Source organism: Cohnella caldifontis (assembly GCF_029360585.1).
Lineage (GTDB): Bacteria > Bacillota > Bacilli > Paenibacillales > Paenibacillaceae > Cohnella > Cohnella caldifontis.
In genome coordinates this window covers 59896-83526 of sequence record NZ_JAQZSJ010000015.1, presented here as the reverse complement: position 1 = coordinate 83526, position 23631 = coordinate 59896, and the positions used below count along the sequence as shown (strand labels likewise).

Below are 23631 nucleotides of genomic sequence, written 5' to 3'. Positions count from 1 at the left end.
TGGATGAACGGATGGTCGTTCCATTTGTCGCTGTTCAAGGAATACGTCGGGAATTATTTGAAAACGAAGCTGACGTATCGGGCCGATTTCTGGGTCGAGGTGATGTCGGACCTGCTGTTCTCGGCGATGAACCTGGTGTTCATCTTCGTCGTGTTCCAGCACACTCCATCGCTGGCCGGCTGGAGCCGGGCCGAGGTCGTATTCGTATACGGTTATTTCATGATTCCGTACGGCGTTTTCGGAACGTTCTTTAATTTATGGAATTTCGGCGAACGTTATATTGCCAAGGGGGAGATGGACCGCGTGCTGACAAGGCCGGCCCATTCCCTCGCGCAGGTGTTGCTGGAAAACGTAGACCCGCCGTCGATGATCGGATCGTTCGTCGGGCTGGCGATCATGATCTCCGCCTGGTCGACGCTCGGCCTGCCGTTCCACTTGTACGATCCTTTCGTCTTGTTGATCTTCGTGGCGGGCTCGGTTTTGATTTATGCCGGAATCTACATGACGCTGGCCGCGATTTCCTTTTACTCCGACGCGCCGACCGGCATCATTCCGCTCATGTTCAACATCCAGAGTTACGGGCGGTATCCGGTCCAAATCTACAACAAAGGCATTCGGTTCCTGCTGACGTGGGTGCTGCCCTTCGCGTTCGTGGGCGTCTATCCGGCTTCGTTCTTCCTCCAAAGCCATGGGGATTGGACCATGCCGCTGCTGACGCCGATCGTCGGGATCGTCTTCTGGACGATCGGCCTGACGATTTGGAACCGGGGCGTGAAACGTTACCGCGGAGCGGGATCCTAAGAGAGGATGGCGGAGAAGGAATGAAACCACTGGAAATCGGCAAAACCGTCCCCAACTTGGAACTGCCGGCTTCGAACGGGGAGACGGTCAAGCTGAGCGATTTTCGCGGGCGCAAGGTCGTGCTGTTCTTTTATCCGCAAGACTTGACGCCTACCTGCACGAAAGAAGCCTGCGAATTCCGGGACGCGCACGCTTCCTTCGGCGAAGAGGATGCGGTGCTGATCGGAATCAGCCCGGACCCGGTGAAGTCGCATTTGAAGTTCATCGAGAAAGAAGGGCTTCCTTTCCTGCTGCTCTCCGATGAGAAGCTAAAGGCGGCCCACGCTTTCGGGGTGTGGCAGGAGAAGCAGCTGTATGGGCGCAAATACATGGGGATCGTCCGGTCCACCTTTCTGATCGACCGCAAAGGCAGGCTTGTCCAGGAGTGGCGGAACGTCCGGGTCAACGGGCACATCGACCGGGTGCTAGAGGCCGCAAAAAGATTGAAATAGACGGCTCGCAGGGCTATAATAGCGACAATTGATCGAGGGGAGCTCGGCAGACAAAGTGAAGAATCAATCGCATGAAATGATCGTCGTCCTGGATTTCGGCGGCCAGTACAACCAGTTGATCGCGCGCCGGATCCGCGACCTGGGCGTGTACAGCGAGCTGCTGCCGTACAACACGCCGGCGGACAAGCTGCGCGAAATGAACCCGAAAGGGATCGTGTTCTCCGGGGGACCGTCCAGCGTCTACGCGGAGGGAGCTCCGGCGGCCGACCCGGGCGTGTACGAGCTCGGCGTGCCGATTCTCGGCATCTGCTACGGCATGCAGCTGATGACCCACCAGCGCGGCGGCAAAGTCGAACCCGCGGCCAAACGGGAGTACGGCAAATCCGACGTCGATTTCGCCGGCGCCTGCGACCTGGTCCACGGGCTGGAAGCCCGCCAGACCGTCTGGATGAGCCACGGCGACCACGTGACGGAGCTGCCGGCCGGCTTCCGCGTGGACGCCAGCACGGAGCATGCGCCGGTCGCCGCCATGAGCGATCCGGAGCGCAAGCTGTACGCGGTCCAGTTCCATCCGGAAGTGCGCCATTCCGTCTACGGCAACGACATGATCCGCAACTTCCTGTTCCGCGTCTGCGAATGCCGCGGCGACTGGACGATGGAATCGTTCATCGACGATACGATCGCGGACATCCGCGCGGAGGTCGGCGGCCAGAAGGTGCTTTGCGCCTTGTCCGGAGGCGTCGATTCCTCCGTCGTGGCGGCGTTGATCCATCGGGCGATCGGGGATCGGCTGACCTGCATGTTCATCGACCACGGCTTGCTTCGCAAAGGCGAAGCCGAAAGCGTCATGGAGACGTTCGCCGGCAAATTCGACATGAACGTGGTCAAGATCGACGCCCGCGAGCGGTTCCTCGGCAAGCTGAAGGGCGTGGACGATCCCGAGCAGAAGCGGAAAATCATCGGCACGGAATTCATCCGCGTTTTCGAAGAGGAATCCGCCAAGTTCGCCGACTTCGCTTTCCTGGCGCAAGGAACGCTGTACACCGACATCGTGGAAAGCGGCACGGCGACGGCGCAGACGATCAAGTCCCACCACAACGTCGGCGGCTTGCCGAAGGACATGAAATTCAAATTGGTCGAGCCGCTCAAGACGCTGTTCAAGGACGAGGTCCGCAAGGTCGGCGAAGAGTGCGGCCTGCCGGCCGAAATCGTCTGGCGGCAGCCGTTCCCGGGACCGGGGCTCGCGATTCGGGTGCTTGGCGAAGTGACCGAGGAAAAGCTGGAAATCGTCCGCGAATCCGACGCGATCCTGCGCGACGAGATCGCCAAGGCCGGGCTCGACCGGGAAATCTGGCAGTATTTCACCGCGCTGCCGAACATGAAGAGCGTCGGCGTCATGGGCGACGGCCGCACCTATTCCTATACGGTCGGCGTCCGCGCGGTCACCTCCATCGACGGCATGACCGCCGACTGGGCCCGCATTCCTTACGACGTGTTGGAGAAAATCTCCAATCGGATCGTCAACGAAGTGCAGAACGTCAACCGCGTCGTGTACGATATCACTTCCAAGCCGCCGGCCACGATCGAGTGGGAGTAAGCGGACCTCGCGTTTTGGCGAAACGATCCGAAAAAGCCGTTCGGAGAAATTTTGTTCTCCGCGCGGCTTTTTTCGGTTAATTTTGTGTGATTGACGAATGTCGGGATGCCCCGTAAGATAGGAAAAAGGCCTGTCCTTCCGGAATTTAGGGAAAGCCGCGCGCTTTTGCTTATGCGCTTTCATGGAGCAAAGCGCCGCATTGCCGAAGCGGAACGGAACGCCGATCGACCAACCATCGGAGAGGAGCAACATTCGTTATGAAGAAATTCACCGTGCTTGCACTGATTTTATCCCTCGTTCTCGTAGTCGCCGCGTGCGGCAAACGGAACGAAGCGGCCGGCGGCAGCGCGTCCGCGCCGTCCAGCCCGAGCGCCAGCCAAGAGGCGGCCAGCCCGAGCCCGAGCGACAGCCCGGCGGCGGGCAAAAGTTACAAGATCGCCATTTCCCAAATCGTCGAGCATCCGTCTCTGGACGCGACCCGCGAAGGCTTCCTGGCCGCGCTGAAAGACGCGGGCCTCGAAGAAGGCAAAAACCTGACGGTCGACTTCAATACGGCCCAAGGCGACGCGTCCAATAACCTGGCGATCGCGCAGAAAATCGCGGCCGACAAGTACGACCTCGTGCTCGGCATCGCCACGCCTTCCGCCCAGGCGCTCGTCCAGAACGTGAAAAACGCGCCGATCCTGTTCTCCGCGGTCACCGACCCGGTCGCCGCCCAAATCGTGACCGACCTGCAGCATCCGGGCGGCAACGTGACCGGCGCTTCGGACACGAACCCGGAAGCGACGACGAAGCTGGTCGATTTCATCGCCTCCAACTTCCCGAACGTCAAGACGGTCGGCATCGTCATCAACGAAGGCGAGACGAACGCCGTCGTCATGGCGAAGAAAGCCGAAGAAGAGCTTTCCAAGAAGAACATCAAAGTGATCAAAGCGCCCGTCACGAACACTTCCGAAGTGAAGCAAGCCGCCGAATCGCTCGTCGGCCGCGCGGACGCCATCTACATCACGCTGGACAACATGGTCGTCAGCGGCGTGGATTCCATCATCCAGGTCGCCAAGAAGAACAAAATCCCGTTTTTCTCCGCCGACCGCGACACCGTCGAAAAAGGCGCATTCGCGACCGTAGGTTTCAAATACTATGACCATGGCTACCAAACGGGCCAAATGGCGGCGGACATCCTCCTGAACGGCAAAAAACCGGGCGACATGCCGGTCCTGATGCAACAGAAACTGGACGTCATCCTGAACCTGAAAGTCGCGCAAGAGTACGGGATCGAAGTGACGGACGCCATGAAGAGCGCCGTCCAGGACCAAGCGCAAGACCTGATCCAATGATCGGAGGCGCTTTATGCTTGCATCTATGATCCACTCCATTCCGGGAGCGGTGCAGCTTGGTCTGCTGTATGCCTTTATGTCGCTGGGAGTGTACATGACATACCGGATCCTGGATTTTCCCGATTTGACCGTAGACGGCAGCTTTACGACCGGCGGCGCCGTCGCCGCCGTCATGATCACGCACGGCCAGTCGCCCTGGGTGGCGACGGCCTGCGCTTTCTTGGCGGGCTGCGCGGCCGGGTCCGTCACCGGGCTGCTGCACACGAAAGGCAAAATCAACGCGCTGCTGTCCGGGATCCTGATGATGATCGCGCTGTACTCGATCAACCTGCGGATTTCCCGCGTGCCCAACGTTCCGCTCATCAACGCGGAGACCGTGTTCTTCGGAGTGGAATGGAAGGATTGGGTGCTCATGATCGTCGCGGTCCTGATCGTCCTCGTGCTGCTGGACATGTTCTTTCTCACGGATCTGGGGCTGTCCTTGCGGGCGACCGGGGATAACCCCCGGATGATCCGCAGCTTCGGCGCGCATACCGACAACACGAAAATCCTCGGCGTCGCCCTGTCCAACGGCTTGGTCGCCCTCTCCGGCGCGTTCATCGCGCAGCAGCAGGGTTATTCGGACCAATCGATGGGCATCGGGATGATCGTCATCGGCCTGGCTGCCGTGATTATCGGCGAAGCGATCATCGGGGCCCGGTCGATCATTTGGGCGACGCTCGCGGCCGTGGTCGGCATGATCCTCTACCGGATCATCATCGCGATCGCGCTGCAGATTCCGTGGTTCCAAGCACAGGACCTCAAGGTCATCACCGCCGTCATCGTCATCATCGCGCTGGTGGTTCCGACCGCCCGGCGGCACTGGAAGCAGAAAATCGCCGCGCGGCGCCGTACGGCCGAATTGGCCGCCGCCGCCGGCGCGAGACGGGGGGGCGGGCAGTAATGCTGGAACTCACCCAAGTATCGAAGGTGTTTTTCCCCGGCTCCCCGGACGAGAAGGTGGCGCTCGCGGGCATCGACCTGGCGCTCAAACCCGGGGATTTCGTCACGATCATCGGAAGCAACGGGGCCGGCAAATCGACGCTCATGAACATGATCTCGGGGGTGCTGACCCCCGACGTCGGCGAGGTCAGGATCGACGGAAATCCGGTGCACCAGCTGCCGGAGTACAAGAGAAGCCGCTGGATCGGCCGCGTGTTCCAAGACCCGATGGCCGGCACGGCGCCGAACATGACGATCGAAGAAAACCTGGCCATCGCGTACGCGAGAAACAAGCGGCGGGGACTGGGATTCGGCGTTACGCGCGCCAAGCGCCGTTTCTTCCAAGAGCAGCTGGGACGCCTGAACCTGAGGCTGGAAAACCGGCTCAAAGCGAAGGTGGGGCAGCTCTCCGGCGGGGAACGCCAAGCGCTCAGCCTGCTGATGGCGACCTTCACCCAGCCGCAGATCCTGCTGCTCGACGAGCACACGGCGGCGCTCGACCCGGCCCGCGCCGAGCTGGTGACGCGTCTGACCGAGAGCATCGTACGGGAAATGAAGCTGACGACGCTGATGGTCACCCATAACATGGAGCAGGCCATCCGGCTCGGCAACCGGCTCATCATGATGGACAAAGGGCGCATCATTCTCGAAGTCGGCGAAGACCGCAAGAAGGAACTCACGGTGGAACGCCTGCTCCGGGAATTCGAAAGCATCAGCGGCCATAAGATGGCCGATGACCGGGTCGTGCTCGGGTAAAACTTCGAATGGTCGTAAGTGCGTGCGGCCTTAGAGATCGGAAAGAGCGAAGGGCGTCTGCCGGTGCAGGCGCTCTTTTTGCTGGAGTCCGTGCAATTTCCGAACGAAAGTATAGTGAAACGTCCAAATTATTCGTCAAAATTTGTTGACAAATCTCAACACCAGGTCCTAAAATAAGAGGGTAATCGTGAATATGACGGCTTTTCGTATAATCCCGGGAATCGGCTCGGGAGTCTCTACGGGGTCACCGCAAATGATCCATCTACGGAAAGTGAAAACGCGTATGTCCGGCAAGAAGCGCGCGATTCTTGGCGGACGTATGATTTTCACGGTAGTGCGGAACCTAGAGGAGATCGCTCTTCTGGGTTTTTTTGTTTGTTTCGCCTGGTTTTCCGCAATCAACCGCACTTATAACAAGCAGAAGGAGTCGAAACCATGGACCGTTTCTTTAAGCTAAAGGAACTGGGAACGAACGTACGCACTGAGATCATGGCAGGCTTGACTACTTTCATGACGATGGCTTACATCCTGGCCGTCAACCCCAGCGTGCTGGGCGCATCGGGCCTGGACGCCTACGGCATTTTCCTCGCGACCGCGCTCGCCGCCGGCATTTTCACGATCGCCATGGGGCTGTTCGTGAACTTCCCGGTCGCGCTTGCGCCGGGCATGGGCCTGAACGCGTATTTCGCGACGACGGTGCTCGCGTCCAAAGCGACGGACCACCCGATCAGCGCGTCGATGGGGCTCGCGGCCGTGTTCATCTCCGGTATCATTTTCCTGATCTTGACCATCACGCAGATCCGCCAGCTGCTGATCGTCGCCATTCCGGACAGCCTGAAGCACGCCATCACGGTCGGCATCGGCTTGTTCATCGCGATCATCGGCCTTAAGAACAGCGGCCTGATGACGATCGCCCTGGATGCTTCCGTCACGGACGTCGCCAAGGGCCAATTCACGGATCTCCAAAGCTTCGAGACGGTCATCCATATGGGCAATCTGGAAAGCACCAACGTCTGGCTGACGATCGTAGGCCTGGCGATCATCGCGATCCTCATGGTGCTGCGGGTGCGCGGCGCGATCCTGTTCGGCATCCTGATCACGACGCTGATCGGCATGATTCCGGGCGTGGACGCCGTCAATTTCGATTCGCTGAACAACCAGAAATGGGTGCCGGATTTCGGTCAATTGAATTTCTGGGACTTCGACTTCGCGGACCTGTTCACGACGGGCCTTCTGACCGCCGTCGCAACGTTCACGTTCGTCGAGCTGTTCGACACGTTCGGCACGCTGGTCGGGACGGCCAACCGCGCCGGCTTCTTCAAGAATAAAGAGGAAGGCAACAAACGCGTAGGCAAAGCGATGTTCGTCGACGCCGTGGCCGTCAGCGGCGGCGCGATGCTCGGCACCAGCACGGTCACCGCCTACGTGGAAAGCTCCGCGGGCGTCGCCGAAGGCGGACGCACCGGCCTGACCGCGGTCAGCACCGGGGTACTGTTCCTGCTCTCGCTGTTCCTGGCGCCGATCGCCCTGCTCGTGCCGTCGTCCGCAACCAGCGCGGCGCTGATCGTCGTCGGGGTGCTGATGATCCAATCGATCCGGGAAATCGACTTCTCCGACTACGTCTATGGCATTCCGGCCTTCCTCACGATCGCCCTGATGCCGTTCACGTACAACATCGCCAACGGCATTTCGTTCGGGATCGTCTCTTATGTCCTGCTCGCGGCCGTTTCCAATCTGTTCGGCGGCGGCAAGCACAAAATCCACTGGCTGATGTGGGTCCTGTTCGTACTGGTGATCGCCCGTTACGCCTTCATCGGCTCCCAGGGCTGATCGTTTGCTCCGCAAACGTTAAACCGCGTGAACAACCCCGTCTCACTTCCCGATTAGGGGAGGTGGGGCGGGGTTTTTTAACGGGGTAGTCCCCAACGCCGTTACCTCTGGTGCTCCAAAAGCTTCAAGATGACGGTTACCGCTTCGGCTCTCGTTGCCGAGGCGTTCGGAACGAAACGGTTGCCGCTTCTGCCGATGAAGATCGATGGAACGCGAACGGCTTCAACCGCGCCTCTCGCCCATCCCGGGATTTCGGCGTTGTCCGCGAAAGCGGACGCAGCCTCCGGTTCTACCGGCAGGCGAAGGGCTCTTGCGATCATCGACGCCATCTCGGCTCGGGTGATGAACGCATTCGGCCTGAAGCTGCCGTCGTCGTATCCGGATAGAATACCCGCCCGAACAGCTTGAGCAATCGCTTCCGACGCCCAGTCCCCGATCGCGCTTTTATCCGAGAAAGTCAAGTTTGCCCCGCCTGTCTGCGGCTTCAACGCATGGACGAGCATGACGGCGAATTCCGCACGCGAAATCGATCGGTTCGGCTTAAACGTGCCGTCGGGATAACCGCTGGCGATGCCTTGCTTCACGGCTTCGACGATGGATGCCGCAGCCCAATGGCCGGCAATATCGCTGAAGCCGGGGGAATCCGCGGGCGTCGAATCTGCCGGTTTCTCGTCATCCGCGATCATAAGCTCCGCTGTCGTCGGCGTTCCCAGCGCAGCGCCTGAGGAAGGCTCGCTGATTTGAATTTTCACGGTTCGATTTCCTTTGTATGCCTTGTCGTCGATAATCGGAACCGAGAACGACTTGCTCGTTTCCCCATCCTGGAAAACAAGCGTGCCGGAAACGGCCGTATAGTCGCTTCCTGCCGCGGCGGTTCCGTCTGAAGTCGCGTATTTGACGCTAGCCGTTCCATAGCTGCCGCCGCTGCGGATAACCGTGATCGATGCGTTTCCTCCGTTCTCGCCGGCGTTGAAGACGCTGGACTTCAAAGCGAACTGCCCGACGGAAGGGGACGGCCCCGAAGAGAACGGCCCCGAAGAGGAAGGCGAAGACGGCGGCGCTGTCGGCGGATTCTCGTCGTCGGCGATCGTGAGCACGGCGGTCGTTTGCGTGCCCAGTACCGCTCCGCCGCCGGGATTGCCGATTTGGATATTCACGGTTCTGCTTCCCGTATAGACATGATCGTCGAGAATCGGAATCGTGAACGATTCGGCAGTATCCCCATCCGGGAATACGAGTTTGCCGGATACGGCGGTATAGTCGATACCCGCGGCCGCGGAACCGTTGGAAGTCGTGTAAGCCACGCTGACCTTGCCGCTGCCGTCGGTGCGGACGACCGTAACCGCAACGCTGCCGGCGTTCTCGTTCACGTTGATCGCCGCAGGCTGCAAATCCAATTGCCCGCCGTACGGGAAAGGCGAATAGACGGATACCCGTTTCCAATTGGAGTCCGCAACGGCCAATTCCGACATCGGGCCCCCGCCGAAGTCGCCTGAAACGACGGCAACGGGAGCGGCAAATTTGCCGATAAACAAGGTGTCTGCCGCGGCGAAAGCCCCATCGGGAGATCCGTTCGCGTCCTTATTCCCAATGAGAACGGAAACGGTATTCGAGGCTTTGTTGGCCACCGCCAAATCCCACACCATGTCCCCGTTGAACAGCCCGATCGAGATGAATTGCGGGTTCGAGCCGACCGGATAATCGCCTGTTTTGCTGAATGTTCCGTCACCGGCGCCGTTTGCGCCATTCCCCCGCAAAATGGAGACATTGTCGTCTCCGCTATTGGCCACGGCCAAATCCAAAATATTGTCCTTATTGAAGTCGTCTGCGGCAATGTAAGACGGACTTGCGCCCGTCGAGTACGAGGTTGCCGTACCGAACGTCCCGTCTCCTTGTCCGTTGGCACCGTTTCCCGGCAAAATCGAAACGTCGTCCGTATCTTTATTGGCTACAGCCAAATCGAGTACCGAGTCCCCGTTGAAGTCTCCCGCTACGATAGACTGCGGATGCGTTCCGGTCGCGTAGCTGCTGCCGGCGTTGAACGCGAACACGCCTGAGCCGTCCCCCAATAAAATGGTGACGATGTTATAGCCCGAGCATGCAACGGCCAAATCCGGGCTGCCGTCCGAATTGAAATCTCCTATGGCGACGGAAACCGGCAACGCCCCGTTTACGTTAAAGACCGCGGAATCCATCGCATTGCCGAACTGCCCGGCCGATTGATCCCACGAGAAAACGGAAACGGTCCCGTCATTCTCGTTGACCGCGACCAAATCCAGGTCGTTGTCCGCGTCGATATCTCCCGCGGCAATGAACCGGGGGCCGCTTCCGGCCGTCAGGATTTGCTTCATCTGAAAGGTCCCGTCGCCTTGGCCGAGCAGGATGTCGACAAAGCTGTTGGAGTCGCTGAGGACGGCCAAATCCGTTATCCCGTCTCCGTTGAAGTCTCCTGTCGCGACGGATGCCGGCGTGCCGATGAACGAATAAGCATAGGGCGACAGAAACTTGCCGTGGCCGTCGTTTATCAAAATCGAGACATTATTCGAACCTTCATTCGCGGCGGCCAAATCGGGGAAACCGTCATGATCGAAGTCCGCGGAAACGACGGATACCGGCTTGAAGTCGGTTGCGTATCCGGCTTGAGGCAGTAACGTTGCGCCTCCTTGCTGCCATACAGCAATCGTATGCGTGAAATTACCGGCGCCTGCCACATCCGTTTTTCCGTCTTGGTTGAAATCCGCGGCGGCGAGAGCGTATAAGGTAGAAGAGGGATGGTTGTCTTGCGCGGGGTTGAAGCTGAAACCGCCGGTACCGTCTCCGTGCAAAATCGTCATCGATTGAAGCGTGCCCGCAGCGATGTCGATTCCGGCGGTGCCGTCGAATTCGCCTACGGCTACCGATAACGGATTGTATGTCAACGCGATGCTGGCAGCCGTCCCGAACGTTCCGTCGGCTTGATTCGCTCCGTCCAGGTTACCCGGCAAGAGGGAGAGGGTTGCAGAAGCGTAGTTGGCCGTGACCAGATCGAGCGCACCGTTGCCGTCGAAATCGCCGACGGCAATCGATTGAGGGCTGGTTCCCGTTCCCAAGCCGTAGCTGGGCCCTAGCTGAAAATTCCCGGCTCCGTCCCCGAATAGGAGGATCACATTATTATTCAGGATAGAAGTGATGGCAATATCGGAATGATCGTCCGTATTCCGGTTGAAACTGCCAACGGCAATCGCATACGGTCCGGTTCCCGTTCCGGTGGAAAAGTGCGTGGCCGGCTGGAACGTTCCGTCCCCTTTACCGAGCAAAATCGAGACGCTGCTGGAACCGTAGTTGGCGACTGCCAGATCCGGATACGTATCCGTGCTGTTGAACTGTCCTACCGCAATCGCATTCGGTTTCGATTCGACCGGATAATCGACTTTCGCGCCAAACGTTCCGTCCCCTTGACCCAAAAGGATGGAGACCGTACCGTCCGCCGCATTCGCAACGGCGATATCCGGATTTCCGTCGCCGTTGAAGTCTCCCGCGGCCACGGCTTTGGGCTGCGCGCCGGTTCCGAAGAGGGTTGACTCTTGAAACCAAGACGAAGCAAAAACGTTCATCGGCGCAACGGCGGTCATGAGACCGACCAGGCCGATGCATAACCGAATGCGGAGGGATTTCCTTCTTTTTAACAACATCGTTCTTTCCTCTCCTTAGCATCGAACTTCAAAATAAAGACGGGCGGTGACCGGCGTGCCTTCGGCGCTCTGGGGTCTCCCGATTGCCTACCATTCGAAAACGATTTTTTGATCCGACATCAAGTTGGGCTGGAACGTCAATTTTCCGGACGAATCGTCTTTCGGATGCTCGAAGGGAATGATCCCGCTCACTTTGGATCCTGGGTCCAGGTTGCCCTGACGCAACTGGCCTTCGCCGGCCAGGGTGGTGACGTTCAAATCCGGCTTGCCGCTGGAGGAGATGAGCTCGAAGGAGTGGGCGTTGTATGGCTTCGCCTCTTTTCCGGCGTTCTCCAGCGTCACCTTGACCAGGATGAACTCCATGCCTTCCTGAAGCACCTCCTGATTAAACTCGGATTTCTTATCCACTTGGTCGACCGTCAGTTTGAGGCCGAATAACTCCGCGGTTTCTCCGATTTCGTAAGTTTTGGCCGTCTCGGGCGAATTCGAGCCGTCCGCTTCGTTGGCGGGCGCCTGTACTGACGAAGCTCCGGAAGAAGATCCATTCGAAGGTCCGCAGGCGGTTAACGCGGCCGTCAGCAGCAGGATCACCATGGCGGAAACAAGCGGTTTCTTTCGTTTTGTCTTGCGTAGAATAGACATCCACGGTCCTCCTCGTATCGCCGGCCATGCCCCCCCCTACGAATTGGAGATGCATGGCCGGCGTTTGAGCCATTGCGATGTTTACGAGTTCCCTTTCGGCTCGGCCAGTATTTTCAAGATGACGGTTACGGCTTCGGCCCGCGTGGCGAGACCGGCGGGGACGAACCGATTGTCGTTGCGGCCCGCTAAGATGCCTCGAACGCGAAGAGCTTCTACCGCGCCTTTCGCCCATTCCGGAACGGCTTCGCCGTCGGCAAAGCCCGCCGGGCCTTTCGACTCGGTCGGCATGCCGAGCGCCTTGGCGATCATCATCGCCATTTCGGCCCTGGAGATCGAAGCGCCGGGACGGAAAGCGCCGTCGTTATAACCGACGATGATGCCCGCCTTCACCGCTTGGGCCACCGCCTGCTTCGCCCAATCTCCGATCGTTTCCCGGTCCGTGAAAGGAAGATTCGCGCCCTCCCCCTCCAGCTTGAGCGCCTTGGCCAGAATCACGGCAAATTCGGCTCTGGTGACGGCGCTGTCCGGTTTAAACGAATGATCCTCATATCCGCAAACGATCCCCTGCTTTACCGCCAGACGGATCGATGCTTCCGCCCAATGCCCGGCTATATCGGTCAAATCGGCGTTGCAGACCGGAGCCGGAGATGCCGGCGTATCGTCCACGATCGTAAGCACGGCCGAAGAGGGGGAACCGATCTCCGCGCCTGTGGCGTTGGTGAGTTTGATATTCACCGTCTTGTCGCCTTTGGTCGCGGATGTTTTGCTGAAGGGGATTTCGAACGTTTTGCTCGTTTCCCCGTTGCCGAACGTCAGCGTGCCGCTCGTAGCCGTGTAATCCGTCCCGGCGACGGCGGTGCCGTCCGCAGTCGCGAATTGCACGCTATCCGTGCCTAGGCTGCCTCCGCTCCGGACGACGGTTACCGTTGCGCTGCCGCTGCTCTTGTTCGCACGATACGCGTCCGATTGGAACTGCAAACGATCCGGATTTACGGGAGGGCCGTAAGAGCCTCCCGAACTCGTCGGACTCGGAGGCGTCTCGTTGTCCAGGATCGTCAGCACCGCTGCCGACGGCAGGCCGAGCCCGGCGTTGGACGACGGATGGCTCAGTTGGATGTTGACCGTCCGGTTGCCTTGATAGACGTTATCGTCGTTCAGCGGAATCGTGAACGATTGACTTGCCTGCCCGTCACCGAAAGATAGCGTGCCGGCAGTCGCCGTATAGTCGTTGCCAGCGTGCGCTGTTCCATCGTAAGTGGCGTACTGCACCGTGATCGCCCCTTGCGTGCTGCCGGTGCGCATCACCGTGACCGTAGCGCTGCCGCTGTTCTCATAGGCGCCGATGGCGGCCGACGGAAACGACAGGAGCCCCCCATGCGATGTCGTCGTCAAGACGACTACGCGATCCAAACCGAAGTTGGCAACGGCCAGCTCCGATTTTCCGTCACCGTTCAGGTCTGCGGCGGCAACGGCACTCGAATCGGCTGCGGCGTTGGCCGGGCCGAAGCCGTAGTCGGCAGCGGCCTGGAAAGTGCCGTCGCCGTTGCCCAGCAGGACGGACACGTCATGAAACGGGAGGGCATTGTAGTTGGCGACGGCGACATCCGGGTTCCCGTCGCCATTGAAATCGGCTGCGGCGATGGATGCCGGATAAGAACCTGCCGGTCCGACCGGATTAGCCGCGGGCTGCAGCGTGAACGACCCGTCCGCCGCTCCATTCGTCTTGTTGCCGAGCAAGATCGAGACGTCTTTCGATCCGCTGTCGGCCACGGCCAAATCCGGAACGCCGTCCTGATTGAAATCGTTCGCGGCGAGGGATACCGGATTGTTTCCCGCGGGGAAGTCGGCGCTGCTTTTCAAGTTGGAATCCCCTTTTCCGAGCAGAACCGTTACGTTATCGGATCCCTTATTGGCTGCCGCTAGATCCGGATTGCCGTCCGAATCGAAGTCGCCGGCAATAACGGGACCTGGGTTGGAACCTGTCGGATAAGAGCCGAATGCGAAATAATTGCCTGCGACCGAGTCCCAGTTCAGGAAGTTGACGGATTGGTTAAGGGAGTCGACGTAGGCGATCTCCGGACTCCCGCCTTTGAACCAGTCGACGACGGCAAGGGAGTTCGGGTCCACGTTAGTTCCAAGCCATACGGGCGTTTTTTCGCTTTGAAACGTCCCGTTTCCGTTGCCGAGAAAGATCGTGACATACCCCTCGCTCGTAAAAGGGTTTTTATAGCCGACGGCCAGATCCCAATGTCCCGCGGCGTCCTGATCGAAATTGCCGACGGCCAGCGATAACAAATAAGCGCTGGAATCCAGCAGCGCCAACTCCGCCCCGGGTCGGAAGGTCCCGTCGCCGTTGCCCCACAGGAGAGACACCTTGTGCGAGTGGCTGTTGGCCACGGCCAAATCGGCGTTGCCGTCGCCGGTGAAATCGGCGAAGGCGATGGCCGCCGGACCGTTGAATAGGCCGTACGAGACGGGGGCTTGCAAAGTTCCGTCTCCATTCCCCAACAAGGTGGAGATCTCGTCCGTCCCATAGTGGGCGACGGCCAGATCGGCCTTCCCGTCTCCATCGAGATCGCCCGAGGCTACGGAAAGGGGCTGCGAATCCACTTGCTCGTTCAGGATATAATTGTTCGTTCTGTCCGTCGCGAATGCGCCTGCTCCGTCGCCGAGCAGAACGGTTACGCTGTTGTCGAAATTGTTCGTAACGGCGAGATCCGGCCTTCCGTCTCCATTAAAGTCCCCGACCGCGTTCGCCCAAAGCGGGGTTTCCGTCCAGTTGTCGATTTTATTCACGGTATCGAACGAACCGTCGGAATTGCCCGGGAAAATCGTAACGCCCAATACGCTCACGAGAGCCAAATCCGGGATGGTGTCTCCGTTGAACTCCGCAATCGCAACCGAGGCTGCCGGAGCGCCGTTGGAATAGGAGACCGGCGCTTGGAACGAGCCCGTGTTGGCGTAATCGTTCAACAGGACCATCGCATCGCCCGTGTTGGCGACGGCTAGATCGTCATACCCGTCATGGTCGAAGTCGCCGACGGCGATTCCGTGGGGGAAGCTGCCCGCGCTAACAACCGTCTGGCTGCCGAATGTCCCATCCGCCGTTCCGCTTGTCACGTTTCCCAATAAAACCGACACGTTGTTCGAAGCGCCGTTGGCGACGGCCAAGTCCGAAGCGCCGTCTGCGTTGAAGTCTCCTACGGCTGCGTATTGGGGCATGTCGCCCGCCCCATATCCGGCTGCCGGCAGGAACGTTCCGTCCCCATGGCCGTTAATCGCGTTGCCGATCAGGACGAATACCTGGTCCAATCCGGCGTCGGCCACGGCCAAGTCCGTTGCGCCGTCTGCGTTGAAGTCCCCAGTCGCCACGGAACTCGGCGACGAACCGATTCCGCCGACGGCATAGTCGGTTGCCGGCAAATAAGTTCCGTCGCCGTTCCCGAGCAGGATCGAAACGTTGCCCGCACCTTCGTTCGCCACGGCCAAATCCGCCTTGCCGTCCCCGTTGAAGTCGCCTATGGCGACGGAGGTCGGATCGGCGCCGGCCGGGTCGTGGGGCGCGCCGTGAAACAACGCTCCCGACGCGAAGACATTCATCGGCGCCGCGACGAGCAGCAACGCGCCTAATCCGACGCCTATCCAGATGCGCAGACGTTTCCTCCATTTTTGCAACATTGTATGTTTTCAGCTCCTTCCGCTGCGATTTCAAACCGATGATAGCAGGAAAGGAGGCAAAGAAAACTACTCGAAAATGTAGGTAGTTCCTCTCGAAAATGCAGGTAGTTCCTATGGTAAAATAAGCGCAGGAAAAAATTGGACGCCGGTCGGAATGAAGGGGAAGCCTATGTCGAAATTAGCCGTGTTTTCCGTGAAGCTGCTGTTCGCGGTCATTCTCATGAAAGACCGGAAAGACGAAGTCAAGTTGTGGTCCGCCGTCTGTTTGTTCTGCGCCAGTCTGTTCGAGGTGACGGAATATATCCATACCAAGCTTCTTCCCTTTATGAAGGATCGGGGCTGGAGCACGGGGGCCGAGGCCGTTCGGATCGGGCGGCTCATCTTGTTTTTCGTGCAGGAGACCGGCATCCCTTACGCCTTCCTTATGGCTGCCATCGCTTATTCCGGCTTCTTCTCGGAACGAACGCGCATGAGGATGGGGCTTTGGCTGCTTCTCCCTCCCGCGTGCACGGTATTTTCGCTTCGCGGCGGCGCGCTGAACCTGGACGATCCGTACTTTCTCGCCTGGACACCGCTCTATCTGGTCGTATCCTCGGCGCTTATGACGGCGGGCGCGTTCGGAAAACGGCAAAACCGGCCGAAAAACAAAAAAATCGCCGAAGCGCTCATCATCATTCCGAACATTCTGGCCTTGCTCGTTTTCCATTACGCCTCCGAGATCGTGGAAAACTGGGCGGAATGGTCGGATACGATACTGCTGATCGTGATCGCAACGTTCGTTCTGTTCCTCGTCGTCATTTCCAGATCGGGGATTCTCGGCATCAAGCTCAGGCTGGAGCGGCAAGTCGTGATGAGCACGTTCCGGTCCGTGACGAGCGGTACGGCGCTGCTGCACCATTCGATCAAAAACCGGCTGACGAACATCGACCTGCTGGCCAAGCAGATTCTCGAGCAGCCGGGCATGGCGGCCAACGGCACCGTCCGGGAAGACGTGGCGCAGATTCATGCGGAAACGCGGCGGGTATTGGAGACGATCCTGCACATCCAACAACGCACCGAATCGATTCTGTTAAACGAACAAGTTTGCCGCTTGGGCGAAATCGTTCAAGACGCGGTTAACGCTTGCGCGCTGTACCGCAGCGAGAAGAAGGCGAACGTTCGCATGGAGATGCCGGACGACGCGGCGATATTCGGCGACCGCTCGCATCTGCGCGAGACGATCGTCAACCTGCTCCATAACGCGCTGGACGCGCTGCCGGAGAAGGGCGGGGAAATCCGCATCGCGGCCGAGCCGGCAGGCAAAGGCATGGCGCTGGAGGTTCGGGACAACGGGGCGGGAATCGCGGCAGAGCAGCTCGGCAAAATCATGGAGCCCTTCTATACGACGAAAGACCGATCCGATAATTTCGGTCTCGGCCTTACATACTGCTATTTGGTTGTCGAAAAGCATAACGGTTCGCTGCAAATCTCCAGCCGCCCCGGCGAAGGGACGGCCGTACGGATTTTATTTCCGCCGCGGCGGATCGTAAGCGAGCTTCGAATACAGGAGAGGGAGAGCCGGAACGCCGCCCGCACGATTTGAGATGGGATTGAATCCCGAGTAAGGTCATGGGGGAGCGATCAGGCGCTTTTCGTACAGCCTCAGCAGGATGCCGTTCTCTTTCCGCTCTTCGTAGAACGCCTCGTAACCCGCCTTCTTGTACACGTCGAAGCATTTCGCGTTCCTATGCGCCGCTCGCACGTGGAACGTCGCGCGGTTCGGAAACCGGCCCTCCAGCTCCCCGAGCAGGAGCACGCACAGTTCCGTTCGGCGCGCGAAATCCGGCACCCATAAGGCGTCGACGTAAACGATCCGGCCGCGATCCTGCCCTCTCACCACTCCGGCGATACCGCCGCGCCGTTCGGCTTTCAGCCAGATGCGCGTTTTCAGGCTATGCTCGATGGACCACGCGTTCTCCATACTCTGAATCGCCGACAATCCCGGTTCGCAAGCGAAATGGCGAGCTTGAACCGAGAGGATCTCCTCCGTGTCGCCTGCGGCCGCTTGTACGATTTTCAAGGAATCCCCTCCTTGCGGTGTTCGGTCAAAGCCGATCATAGCAGAGAAGGGGAAACGGAAAACTACTCGAATTCGCAGGTAGTTCGCTTTCCATCGTCAAATCAGATGAAGCTGCTTGGCGAGCTCCAGAATTTCCTTGGAGTTGTGCTTCTTCAGCCGCAGCCACTCCAGATACGGAAACTTCCCTTTCAGCGCCGAAGACACTTTGCACAGCTCGTTATTGATCGTATATTCGCTGTAAAACAGCATGTCGGATATTTCCCGACGGTTGTAACCGGAGTCGAGCAGCTTCAGAATTTGAAGCTGTTTCGGCGAGATCTTTTTTTTCAATTCCTGCTGCTGCTGCGCGCCGAGCACGCTCAGCACCTTCGGGGCGGCGGAGTGGTGGATGCCGGAACGGCCGAAGTAGGCCGACCGAACGGAGGCGGGGATATCGTCCAGGAACTCTTTGGTGATGTAATTCGCGACGCCGCCGAATCCGAGCATGTGGGAGACAATCTCCTCGTCCTCGATGGAGGAAAGGACGATGACCTTGAGCCCGGGATAGCGGTTGCGGAAATCGAGCGCGATTTCCAGTCCCTCCATCTGCTTGTCGGCCAAATTCAGATCGAGCAGCAGCACGTCGAACGCCGCGGATTCGGCCGCATGCGCCAGCGTCTCCCGGCTGACGGCGGTGCCGGCGAGTTCGAGATCGGGCTCCTTGCCCAGGCGCTCCAATAGCAGGCGCGTATAGACCTTATCGTCTTCGCAGACGAATACGCGGATGTTATGCTTCGTTTCCATTCCGGATGAGCCCCTCCTAACCCTGCGTTTGGCGCAGAGCCCGCTTGCTTGCGAATTTCCCGTTCCACCGCGCCGTATCCAGCGGAAGCCTCAACGTGAATTCCGTGCCTTGCCCTTCTTCGCTGTTCACCAGCAGATCCCCGCCGTGCTTCTGCGCGACCATTCTGGCGTAGGGCAGGCCCAGCCCGAAATTATGCTCTCCATGCTTGGTCGAATAGAAGGGATCGAAAATGCGGGCCTGTTCTTTCTTCGCGATCCCGGTGCCGTTATCTTTCAGCAAAAGGTCGACGGACCTGGTTTTCTTCACGATGCGGATCGTGAGGACGCCCTCTCCCGGCTTCATCGCCTCGATCGCGTTGCGGATCATGTTGCCCAGCGCTTCTTGCAAGTGCAAGGAATCGCATGGCAGCGTCAAATCGGCCGACTCCTCGAAACGCACCGTTACCCCTTTGCTGTGAATGAACCCGTCGTTGGACCGGATCGCCAGCTCGATGACGTCCGCCAGCCGGTTCGGCTTTTTGTCGAGGGTGACTTCTTCCAACTGCTTCTGCATGCGCGCGATCATCCGGTTCAAACGGTCCATTTCTTCCACCATCAAATCCAAGTCGCGAACGATGTTCGGACGGTCCGGATTCGCCGCTTCCTCCTTGACCTTCCGCGCGAGAATCGTCATGTTGGTCAACCGGTTTTTCATGAGGTGGTTCATGGCGCCCCTGTTGCGGGCCAACGCTTCGAACGTGTTATTGAATACATGCTTCTCGAATCGGATGCGAATGCCGAACACCCCGTAACGGTAGACGCTGTACCCGGTGAAAACCAAAGCCGCCGCGGCGAACGGGGTGAAAAAAGCGCGCCAATTCCCGCTTGCGTGGAAAGCGCGGGGGAAAATATTGAACAGGATGTTGAAAAATTCCGGCGATAAGATCAGGAAGGTGACGAGAATTTTCTGGACGCGGTTGGCTTTGGAAGGTTCGTTCACCGTCGCGCGCACCAGGAAATAGGCGGAAACCATATGATACAGCAGCGCCCATGAGCCGAAAAAGGCGTAATTCATGCCGTCCTCGACGGTAAGAGGCGTCGTGAACAGCATATAGACGATCGGAGCGAGCAGCGCGAACGCGAGCGTTCGCTTCGTCCGCCTGGCAACCGGGCCCGAATACGTGATGGCGAACATCAAGGTGCCGTATGGCGTATAAGTGTAGCCGGCAAAGTCGGACAACGGCTTTAACCCGCGCAGGAATTCGACCGTCCGCGGGCTCAGGTAGGGCGAAACGGCCGGCAGGATATCGTCCGGCAGGATGTAGGAGACGAGGATCGCCAGGCAGCCAACCGACAAGACCGAAATGAACCATTTGACGGGTTCGTTTCGGTCGCGAACGAAATTCGCTACGATAATCATCATGTACAGAAACATAAGGATCAAGCCGCAACACCCCGGATGCCGATGTTCGGCGATTGGATAAATCCATTGTACTATAGAAGAGAGAATGAAAATGTCGGTTGCTGTCGCTTAGAAAGCAGCTACCGTTATTATCGACACGGCTTCGGGCAAATTGCAGCGGCTTAGCGGATTCATCTAAATCCGAACATTTGTATTTTTTAAGCCTAAAAGCGTTCGTCTTTGATTGACATTCCTATAGGTATAAGGTACACTTAAGAGCGTCTAAAGTGCCATTATTCGTTCGAACGGAATCAAGCGGGAAACGCGTATATACTCGGGAATCGGCCCGAGTGTCTCTACCCGGAAACCGGAATTTCCGGACTACGCGGCAAATCGCCCTCGGCAAATCGGAAGGCGCGGATCCCCGAATCGACGGCGGATCCGTTCTTTCGTCGTCGCCGCTTGGGCTGAATTGCCTCGAAATGGAGAAGAAAAGGGCCGATAGGGTAACATGAAAGTATACCCGTCGTCCTTTTTTTGCTTTATCCGGGTGCATTCAGCCACATTAACTAACGGGGGATGTGTGGAATCATGTCGGTGCTCGTCGGCGTCATCATGGGCAGCACGTCGGATTGGGAGACGATGAAGAAAGCTTGCGACGTGTTGGAAGAGTTAGGCGTGCCGTATGAGAAAAAGGTCGTTTCCGCGCACCGGACGCCCGATCTCATGTTCGAGTACGCGGAGACGGCCGAGTCCAGGGGACTCAAGGTCATCGTCGCGGGCGCCGGCGGCGCGGCGCATTTGCCGGGCATGGTCGCGGCCAAAACCGTGCTTCCCGTCATCGGCGTGCCGGTGCAATCGAAGGCGCTGAACGGCCTCGACTCCTTGCTTTCGATCGTGCAGATGCCCGGCGGGATCCCGGTCGCGACGGTCGCGATCGGGCAGGCGGGCGCGACGAACGCCGGCCTGCTGGCCGCCCAAATCGTGGGAGCGTTCGATCCGCAGGTTCGCGAACGGCTGAAAGCCAGGAGGGAGCGGATCACCCGGGAAGTGCTGGAAGGAGAGCTGCCATGAGCGGACTGAAACGGCTGGACGATTGGATGGGAGGCGCGCCGGAAGGCGCGGCGTGCGGAGTCGATGGCTGCGAGCCGACGCTTCCCCCGCGGAGGATCCTGCCCGGAGCCACGATCGGCGTGTTGGGCGGCGGGCAGCTGGGACGGATGCTCGCGCATGCCGGAAGCCGCATGGGCTACCGTTTCGTCGCGCTGGATCCGACGCCGGATTCGCCTTGCGGCCAGACGGCCAGTCAGATCGTCGCGGCGTACTCGGACCGGGAAGCGGCCCGCGAGCTGGCCCGCCGGTCGGACGTGATCACGTACGAGTTCGAGAACGTGGACGCCGACGTGGCGGCGATGCTGGAATCGGAGTCGTACGTGCCGCAAGGAAGCGCGCTGCTGTACACCACGCAGCACCGGCTCCGCGAGAAGCGGGCCCTCGAGGCCGCGGGCGCGCGGGTAGCGCCGTACGCCGAAATCGGCAGCCTGCAAGAGCTCCGCGAAGCGGCCGCCCGCCTTGGGCTGCCGGCGGTGCTCAAGACGGCGACGGGCGGCTACGACGGCAAAGGCCAATGGGTGCTGCGCGCGGAAGCCGAACTCGAGCCGGCTTGGAGCGAAGCGTCCCGGGCGGGCACGGAGCTGGTGCTGGAGAAGTTCATCTCCTTCTCCAAAGAGCTGTCCGTCATCGCGGCCCGGCGTCCTTCGGGCGGCGTGACGACGTTCCCTCCGGCGGAGAACGTGCACGTGAACAACATTTTGCACCTGTCCATCGTGCCGGCCCGCGTACCGGATAAGATCAGGGTCGAAGCGGAGAGCCTCGCCGTTTCCATCGCGGAATCGCTGGGGGTCGTCGGGCTGATCGCGGTCGAGATGTTCCTGGGCGCCGACGGCACGCTGTACGTGAACGAGCTGGCGCCGCGCCCCCACAATTCGGGCCATTATACGCTCGACGCCTGCCGCACTTCCCAATTCGAGCAGCATATCCGGGCGATCTGCGATTTGCCGCTCGGCGACACTTCGCTGCTGACGCCCGTCGTCATGGTGAACGTGCTGGGCCAGCACATGGAGAAGCTGATGGAGTGGCTCCCCGCCTGCGATCTGGAAGCGGAAAAGCTGGGCGTCGAACCGAAGGTGCATCTGTACGGCAAAGCGGAGGCGAAGCCGGGCCGCAAAATGGGACACGTCAACGTGCTGGCGCCCCAGATCGGCGCCGCCCTGGCATGGGTCGAACAATCGGAGATTTGGAGGAATGACAAGGCATGATCGAGCGATACAGCCGCCCGGAAATGCGGGCCGTTTGGACCGAGCAGAACAAGTTTCAAGCCTGGCTGGAAGTGGAGTTGTGCGCCTGCGAGGCTTGGGCCGAGCTGGGGCACATTCCGAAGGAAGACACCGTGGAGCTGCGCAAGAACGCGGGGTTCGACATCGACCGGATTTACGAGATCGAACAGGAGACGCGCCACGACGTCATCGCCTTTACGCGGGCGGTATCCGAAAGCCTCGGGCCGGAACGCAAATGGGTGCACTACGGGCTCACCTCGACCGACGTCGTGGACACGGCGATGGGCTATTTGCTCAAGCAAGCCAACGCGATTTTGCGCAAAGACCTCGAAAACTTCATCGCCATCCTGCGGGAGCAGGCGATTCGCTATAAAGACACGCAAATGATGGGCCGTACGCACGGCGTGCACGCCGAACCGACGACCTTCGGACTGAAGCTGGCGTTGTGGCACGAAGAAATGAAACGAAATTTGGAGCGGTTCGATCATGCGGCGCGGGGCGTCGAGTTCGGCAAAATGTCCGGCGCGGTCGGCACGTACGCGAACATCGATCCATTCGTGGAACAGTTCGTGTGCAAAAAGCTGGGCATCTCGCCCGCCCCGATCTCGACGCAGACGCTGCAGCGCGACCGCCACGCGGAATACATGGCGACGCTGGCGCTGATCGCCACGTCGATCGACAAGTTCGCGACGGAAATCCGCGGCCTGCAGAAGAGCGAGTTCCGCGAGGTCGAGGAGCCGTTCGCCAAAGGCCAGAAAGGCTCGTCGGCGATGCCGCACAAGCGCAATCCGATCGGCTGCGAGAACATGAGCGGCTTGTCCCGCGTCATCCGGGGCCACATGCTGACGGCCTACGAGAACGTAACGCTCTGGCATGAACGCGACATTTCGCATTCCTCCGCCGAACGGGTCATTTTGCCGGACGCCACCATGCTGCTGAACTACATGCTGAACCGTTTCGGCAACATCGTGAAAAACTTGACCGTGTTCCCCGAGAACATGAAGCGCAACATGCGCAGCACCTACAACGTGCCGTTTTCCGGCCGCGTCATGACGAAGCTGATCGACAAAGGATTCAGCCGCGAGCAGGCGTACGACACCGTACAGCCCCGGGCCATGCAGGCATGGGAGGAACAGAGGGATTTCCGCTCCATCGTGGAATCGACGCCGGAGATCACGTCGCGGCTGAGCGCGGAAGAGATCGCGGACTGCTTCGATCCTTCCTGGCATCTCAAGCACGTGGACACCATTTTCGAACGGCTCGGATTGAAATAAGAGGGGGCGGCCGC

The 23631-nt window shown here is 59.4% G+C and carries 17 protein-coding genes and 2 riboswitches; of the genes, 11 read left to right on the top strand and 6 right to left on the bottom strand.

Translation table 11 applies throughout. The features are described from left to right. Positions 1-3 precede the first annotated feature (3 nt). The 7 genes from PTZ19_RS18725 to PTZ19_RS18695 all read left to right on the top strand — a co-directional run bounded on the left by PTZ19_RS18725 (position 4) and on the right by PTZ19_RS18695 (position 7793). Complete coding sequence (locus PTZ19_RS18725; protein ID WP_276356651.1) at positions 4-801, top strand: ABC transporter permease; 798 nt, start codon at positions 4-6, stop codon at positions 799-801. 20 nt (positions 802-821) lie between these two features. Then, complete coding sequence (gene bcp, locus PTZ19_RS18720) at positions 822-1292, top strand: thioredoxin-dependent thiol peroxidase (protein ID WP_276356649.1); 471 nt, start codon at positions 822-824, stop codon at positions 1290-1292. 76 nt (positions 1293-1368) lie between these two features. Further along, positions 1369-2889, top strand: coding sequence for a glutamine-hydrolyzing GMP synthase (gene guaA, locus PTZ19_RS18715; RefSeq protein ID WP_276356713.1), 1521 nt, complete (start codon positions 1369-1371; stop codon positions 2887-2889). A gap of 257 nt (positions 2890-3146) precedes the next feature. Continuing rightward, on the top strand, positions 3147-4226 hold the full coding sequence (locus PTZ19_RS18710; RefSeq protein WP_276356648.1) for an ABC transporter substrate-binding protein: 1080 nt from the start codon (positions 3147-3149) through the stop codon (positions 4224-4226). 25 nt (positions 4227-4251) lie between these two features. Next, positions 4252-5169 (top strand): ABC transporter permease, encoded by a 918-nt coding sequence (locus PTZ19_RS18705; protein WP_276356712.1) that lies wholly within the window; start codon positions 4252-4254, stop codon positions 5167-5169. Next, on the top strand, positions 5169-5963 hold the full coding sequence (locus PTZ19_RS18700) for an ABC transporter ATP-binding protein (protein WP_276356647.1): 795 nt from the start codon (positions 5169-5171) through the stop codon (positions 5961-5963). Before PTZ19_RS18705 ends, PTZ19_RS18700 begins: the two co-directional genes overlap by 1 nt. Positions 5964-6147: 184 nt before the next feature. Further along, positions 6148-6248, top strand: a riboswitch (purine riboswitch). Positions 6249-6398: 150 nt separating this feature from the next. Next, complete coding sequence (locus tag PTZ19_RS18695) at positions 6399-7793, top strand: NCS2 family permease (protein WP_276356645.1); 1395 nt, start codon at positions 6399-6401, stop codon at positions 7791-7793. Positions 7794-7894: 101 nt separating this feature from the next. On the opposite strand, the gene PTZ19_RS18690 is transcribed toward PTZ19_RS18695, so the two are convergent. The 3 genes from PTZ19_RS18690 to PTZ19_RS18680 form a co-directional block, all read right to left on the bottom strand. After that, complete coding sequence (locus tag PTZ19_RS18690; RefSeq protein WP_276356643.1) at positions 7895-11464, bottom strand: FG-GAP-like repeat-containing protein; 3570 nt, start codon at positions 11462-11464, stop codon at positions 7895-7897. Between the two features lie 87 nt (positions 11465-11551). Then, complete coding sequence (locus PTZ19_RS18685; RefSeq protein WP_276356642.1) at positions 11552-12106, bottom strand: DUF4352 domain-containing protein; 555 nt, start codon at positions 12104-12106, stop codon at positions 11552-11554. A gap of 81 nt (positions 12107-12187) precedes the next feature. Next, the gene (locus PTZ19_RS18680; RefSeq protein WP_276356640.1) at positions 12188-15784 is read right to left on the bottom strand and encodes an FG-GAP-like repeat-containing protein; all 3597 of its coding nucleotides are present in this window, start codon (positions 15782-15784) and stop codon (positions 12188-12190) included. A 169-nt stretch (positions 15785-15953) separates the two neighbouring features. Here PTZ19_RS18680 and PTZ19_RS18675 point away from each other — a divergent pair, with 169 nt between their 5' ends. Next, the gene (locus tag PTZ19_RS18675) at positions 15954-17366 is read left to right on the top strand and encodes a sensor histidine kinase (RefSeq protein ID WP_276356638.1); all 1413 of its coding nucleotides are present in this window, start codon (positions 15954-15956) and stop codon (positions 17364-17366) included. A gap of 24 nt (positions 17367-17390) precedes the next feature. On the opposite strand, the gene PTZ19_RS18670 is transcribed toward PTZ19_RS18675, so the two are convergent. From PTZ19_RS18670 to PTZ19_RS18660, 3 genes are all read right to left on the bottom strand, one after another. Beyond that, positions 17391-17843 carry a GNAT family N-acetyltransferase gene (locus tag PTZ19_RS18670; RefSeq protein ID WP_276356636.1) on the bottom strand — a complete coding sequence of 151 codons (453 nt, stop codon included), beginning with the start codon at positions 17841-17843 and terminating at the stop codon, positions 17391-17393. Between the two features lie 96 nt (positions 17844-17939). Then, positions 17940-18626, bottom strand: coding sequence for a response regulator transcription factor (locus PTZ19_RS18665; RefSeq protein WP_276356635.1), 687 nt, complete (start codon positions 18624-18626; stop codon positions 17940-17942). Between the two features lie 16 nt (positions 18627-18642). Continuing rightward, positions 18643-20040, bottom strand: a complete 1398-nt coding sequence (locus PTZ19_RS18660) for a sensor histidine kinase (protein WP_276356710.1) — start codon at positions 20038-20040, stop codon at positions 18643-18645. 271 nt (positions 20041-20311) lie between these two features. Beyond that, positions 20312-20411: riboswitch (purine riboswitch) on the top strand. A 187-nt stretch (positions 20412-20598) separates the two neighbouring features. Here PTZ19_RS18660 and purE point away from each other — a divergent pair. Genes purE through purB form a run of 3 tightly spaced genes read left to right on the top strand, consistent with a single transcriptional unit; the run spans position 20599 to position 23617 of the window. Continuing rightward, complete coding sequence (gene purE, locus PTZ19_RS18655; RefSeq protein WP_276356634.1) at positions 20599-21081, top strand: 5-(carboxyamino)imidazole ribonucleotide mutase; 483 nt, start codon at positions 20599-20601, stop codon at positions 21079-21081. Next, the gene (gene purK / locus PTZ19_RS18650; RefSeq protein ID WP_276356632.1) at positions 21078-22325 is read left to right on the top strand and encodes a 5-(carboxyamino)imidazole ribonucleotide synthase; all 1248 of its coding nucleotides are present in this window, start codon (positions 21078-21080) and stop codon (positions 22323-22325) included. Before purE ends, purK begins: the two co-directional genes overlap by 4 nt. Beyond that, positions 22322-23617, top strand: coding sequence for an adenylosuccinate lyase (gene purB, locus PTZ19_RS18645; RefSeq protein WP_276356630.1), 1296 nt, complete (start codon positions 22322-22324; stop codon positions 23615-23617). The genes purK and purB overlap by 4 nt, the downstream gene beginning before the upstream one ends. Positions 23618-23631: the final 14 nt, after the last annotated feature.

Bases quoted from the DNA above. Each gene is read 5' to 3' on its own strand.
- PTZ19_RS18660 (WP_276356710.1), bottom strand. From the start codon at position 20,040: ATGTTTCTGTACATGATGATTATCGTAGCGAATTTCGTTCGCGACCGA.
- bcp (WP_276356649.1), top strand. From the start codon at position 822: ATGAAACCACTGGAAATCGGCAAAACCGTCCCCAACTTGGAACTGCCG.
- PTZ19_RS18685 (WP_276356642.1), bottom strand. From the start codon at position 12,106: ATGTCTATTCTACGCAAGACAAAACGAAAGAAACCGCTTGTTTCCGCC.
- PTZ19_RS18725 (WP_276356651.1), top strand. From the start codon at position 4: ATGAACGGATGGTCGTTCCATTTGTCGCTGTTCAAGGAATACGTCGGG.
- PTZ19_RS18695 (WP_276356645.1), top strand. From the start codon at position 6,399: ATGGACCGTTTCTTTAAGCTAAAGGAACTGGGAACGAACGTACGCACT.
- PTZ19_RS18680 (WP_276356640.1), bottom strand. From the start codon at position 15,784: ATGTTGCAAAAATGGAGGAAACGTCTGCGCATCTGGATAGGCGTCGGA.
- purB (WP_276356630.1), top strand. From the start codon at position 22,322: ATGATCGAGCGATACAGCCGCCCGGAAATGCGGGCCGTTTGGACCGAG.
- guaA (WP_276356713.1), top strand. From the start codon at position 1,369: ATGATCGTCGTCCTGGATTTCGGCGGCCAGTACAACCAGTTGATCGCG.
- purE (WP_276356634.1), top strand. From the start codon at position 20,599: ATGTCGGTGCTCGTCGGCGTCATCATGGGCAGCACGTCGGATTGGGAG.
- PTZ19_RS18690 (WP_276356643.1), bottom strand. From the start codon at position 11,464: ATGTTGTTAAAAAGAAGGAAATCCCTCCGCATTCGGTTATGCATCGGC.
- purK (WP_276356632.1), top strand. From the start codon at position 21,078: ATGAGCGGACTGAAACGGCTGGACGATTGGATGGGAGGCGCGCCGGAA.
- PTZ19_RS18665 (WP_276356635.1), bottom strand. From the start codon at position 18,626: ATGGAAACGAAGCATAACATCCGCGTATTCGTCTGCGAAGACGATAAG.
- PTZ19_RS18675 (WP_276356638.1), top strand. From the start codon at position 15,954: ATGTCGAAATTAGCCGTGTTTTCCGTGAAGCTGCTGTTCGCGGTCATT.
- PTZ19_RS18705 (WP_276356712.1), top strand. From the start codon at position 4,252: ATGATCCACTCCATTCCGGGAGCGGTGCAGCTTGGTCTGCTGTATGCC.
- PTZ19_RS18710 (WP_276356648.1), top strand. From the start codon at position 3,147: ATGAAGAAATTCACCGTGCTTGCACTGATTTTATCCCTCGTTCTCGTA.
- PTZ19_RS18700 (WP_276356647.1), top strand. From the start codon at position 5,169: ATGCTGGAACTCACCCAAGTATCGAAGGTGTTTTTCCCCGGCTCCCCG.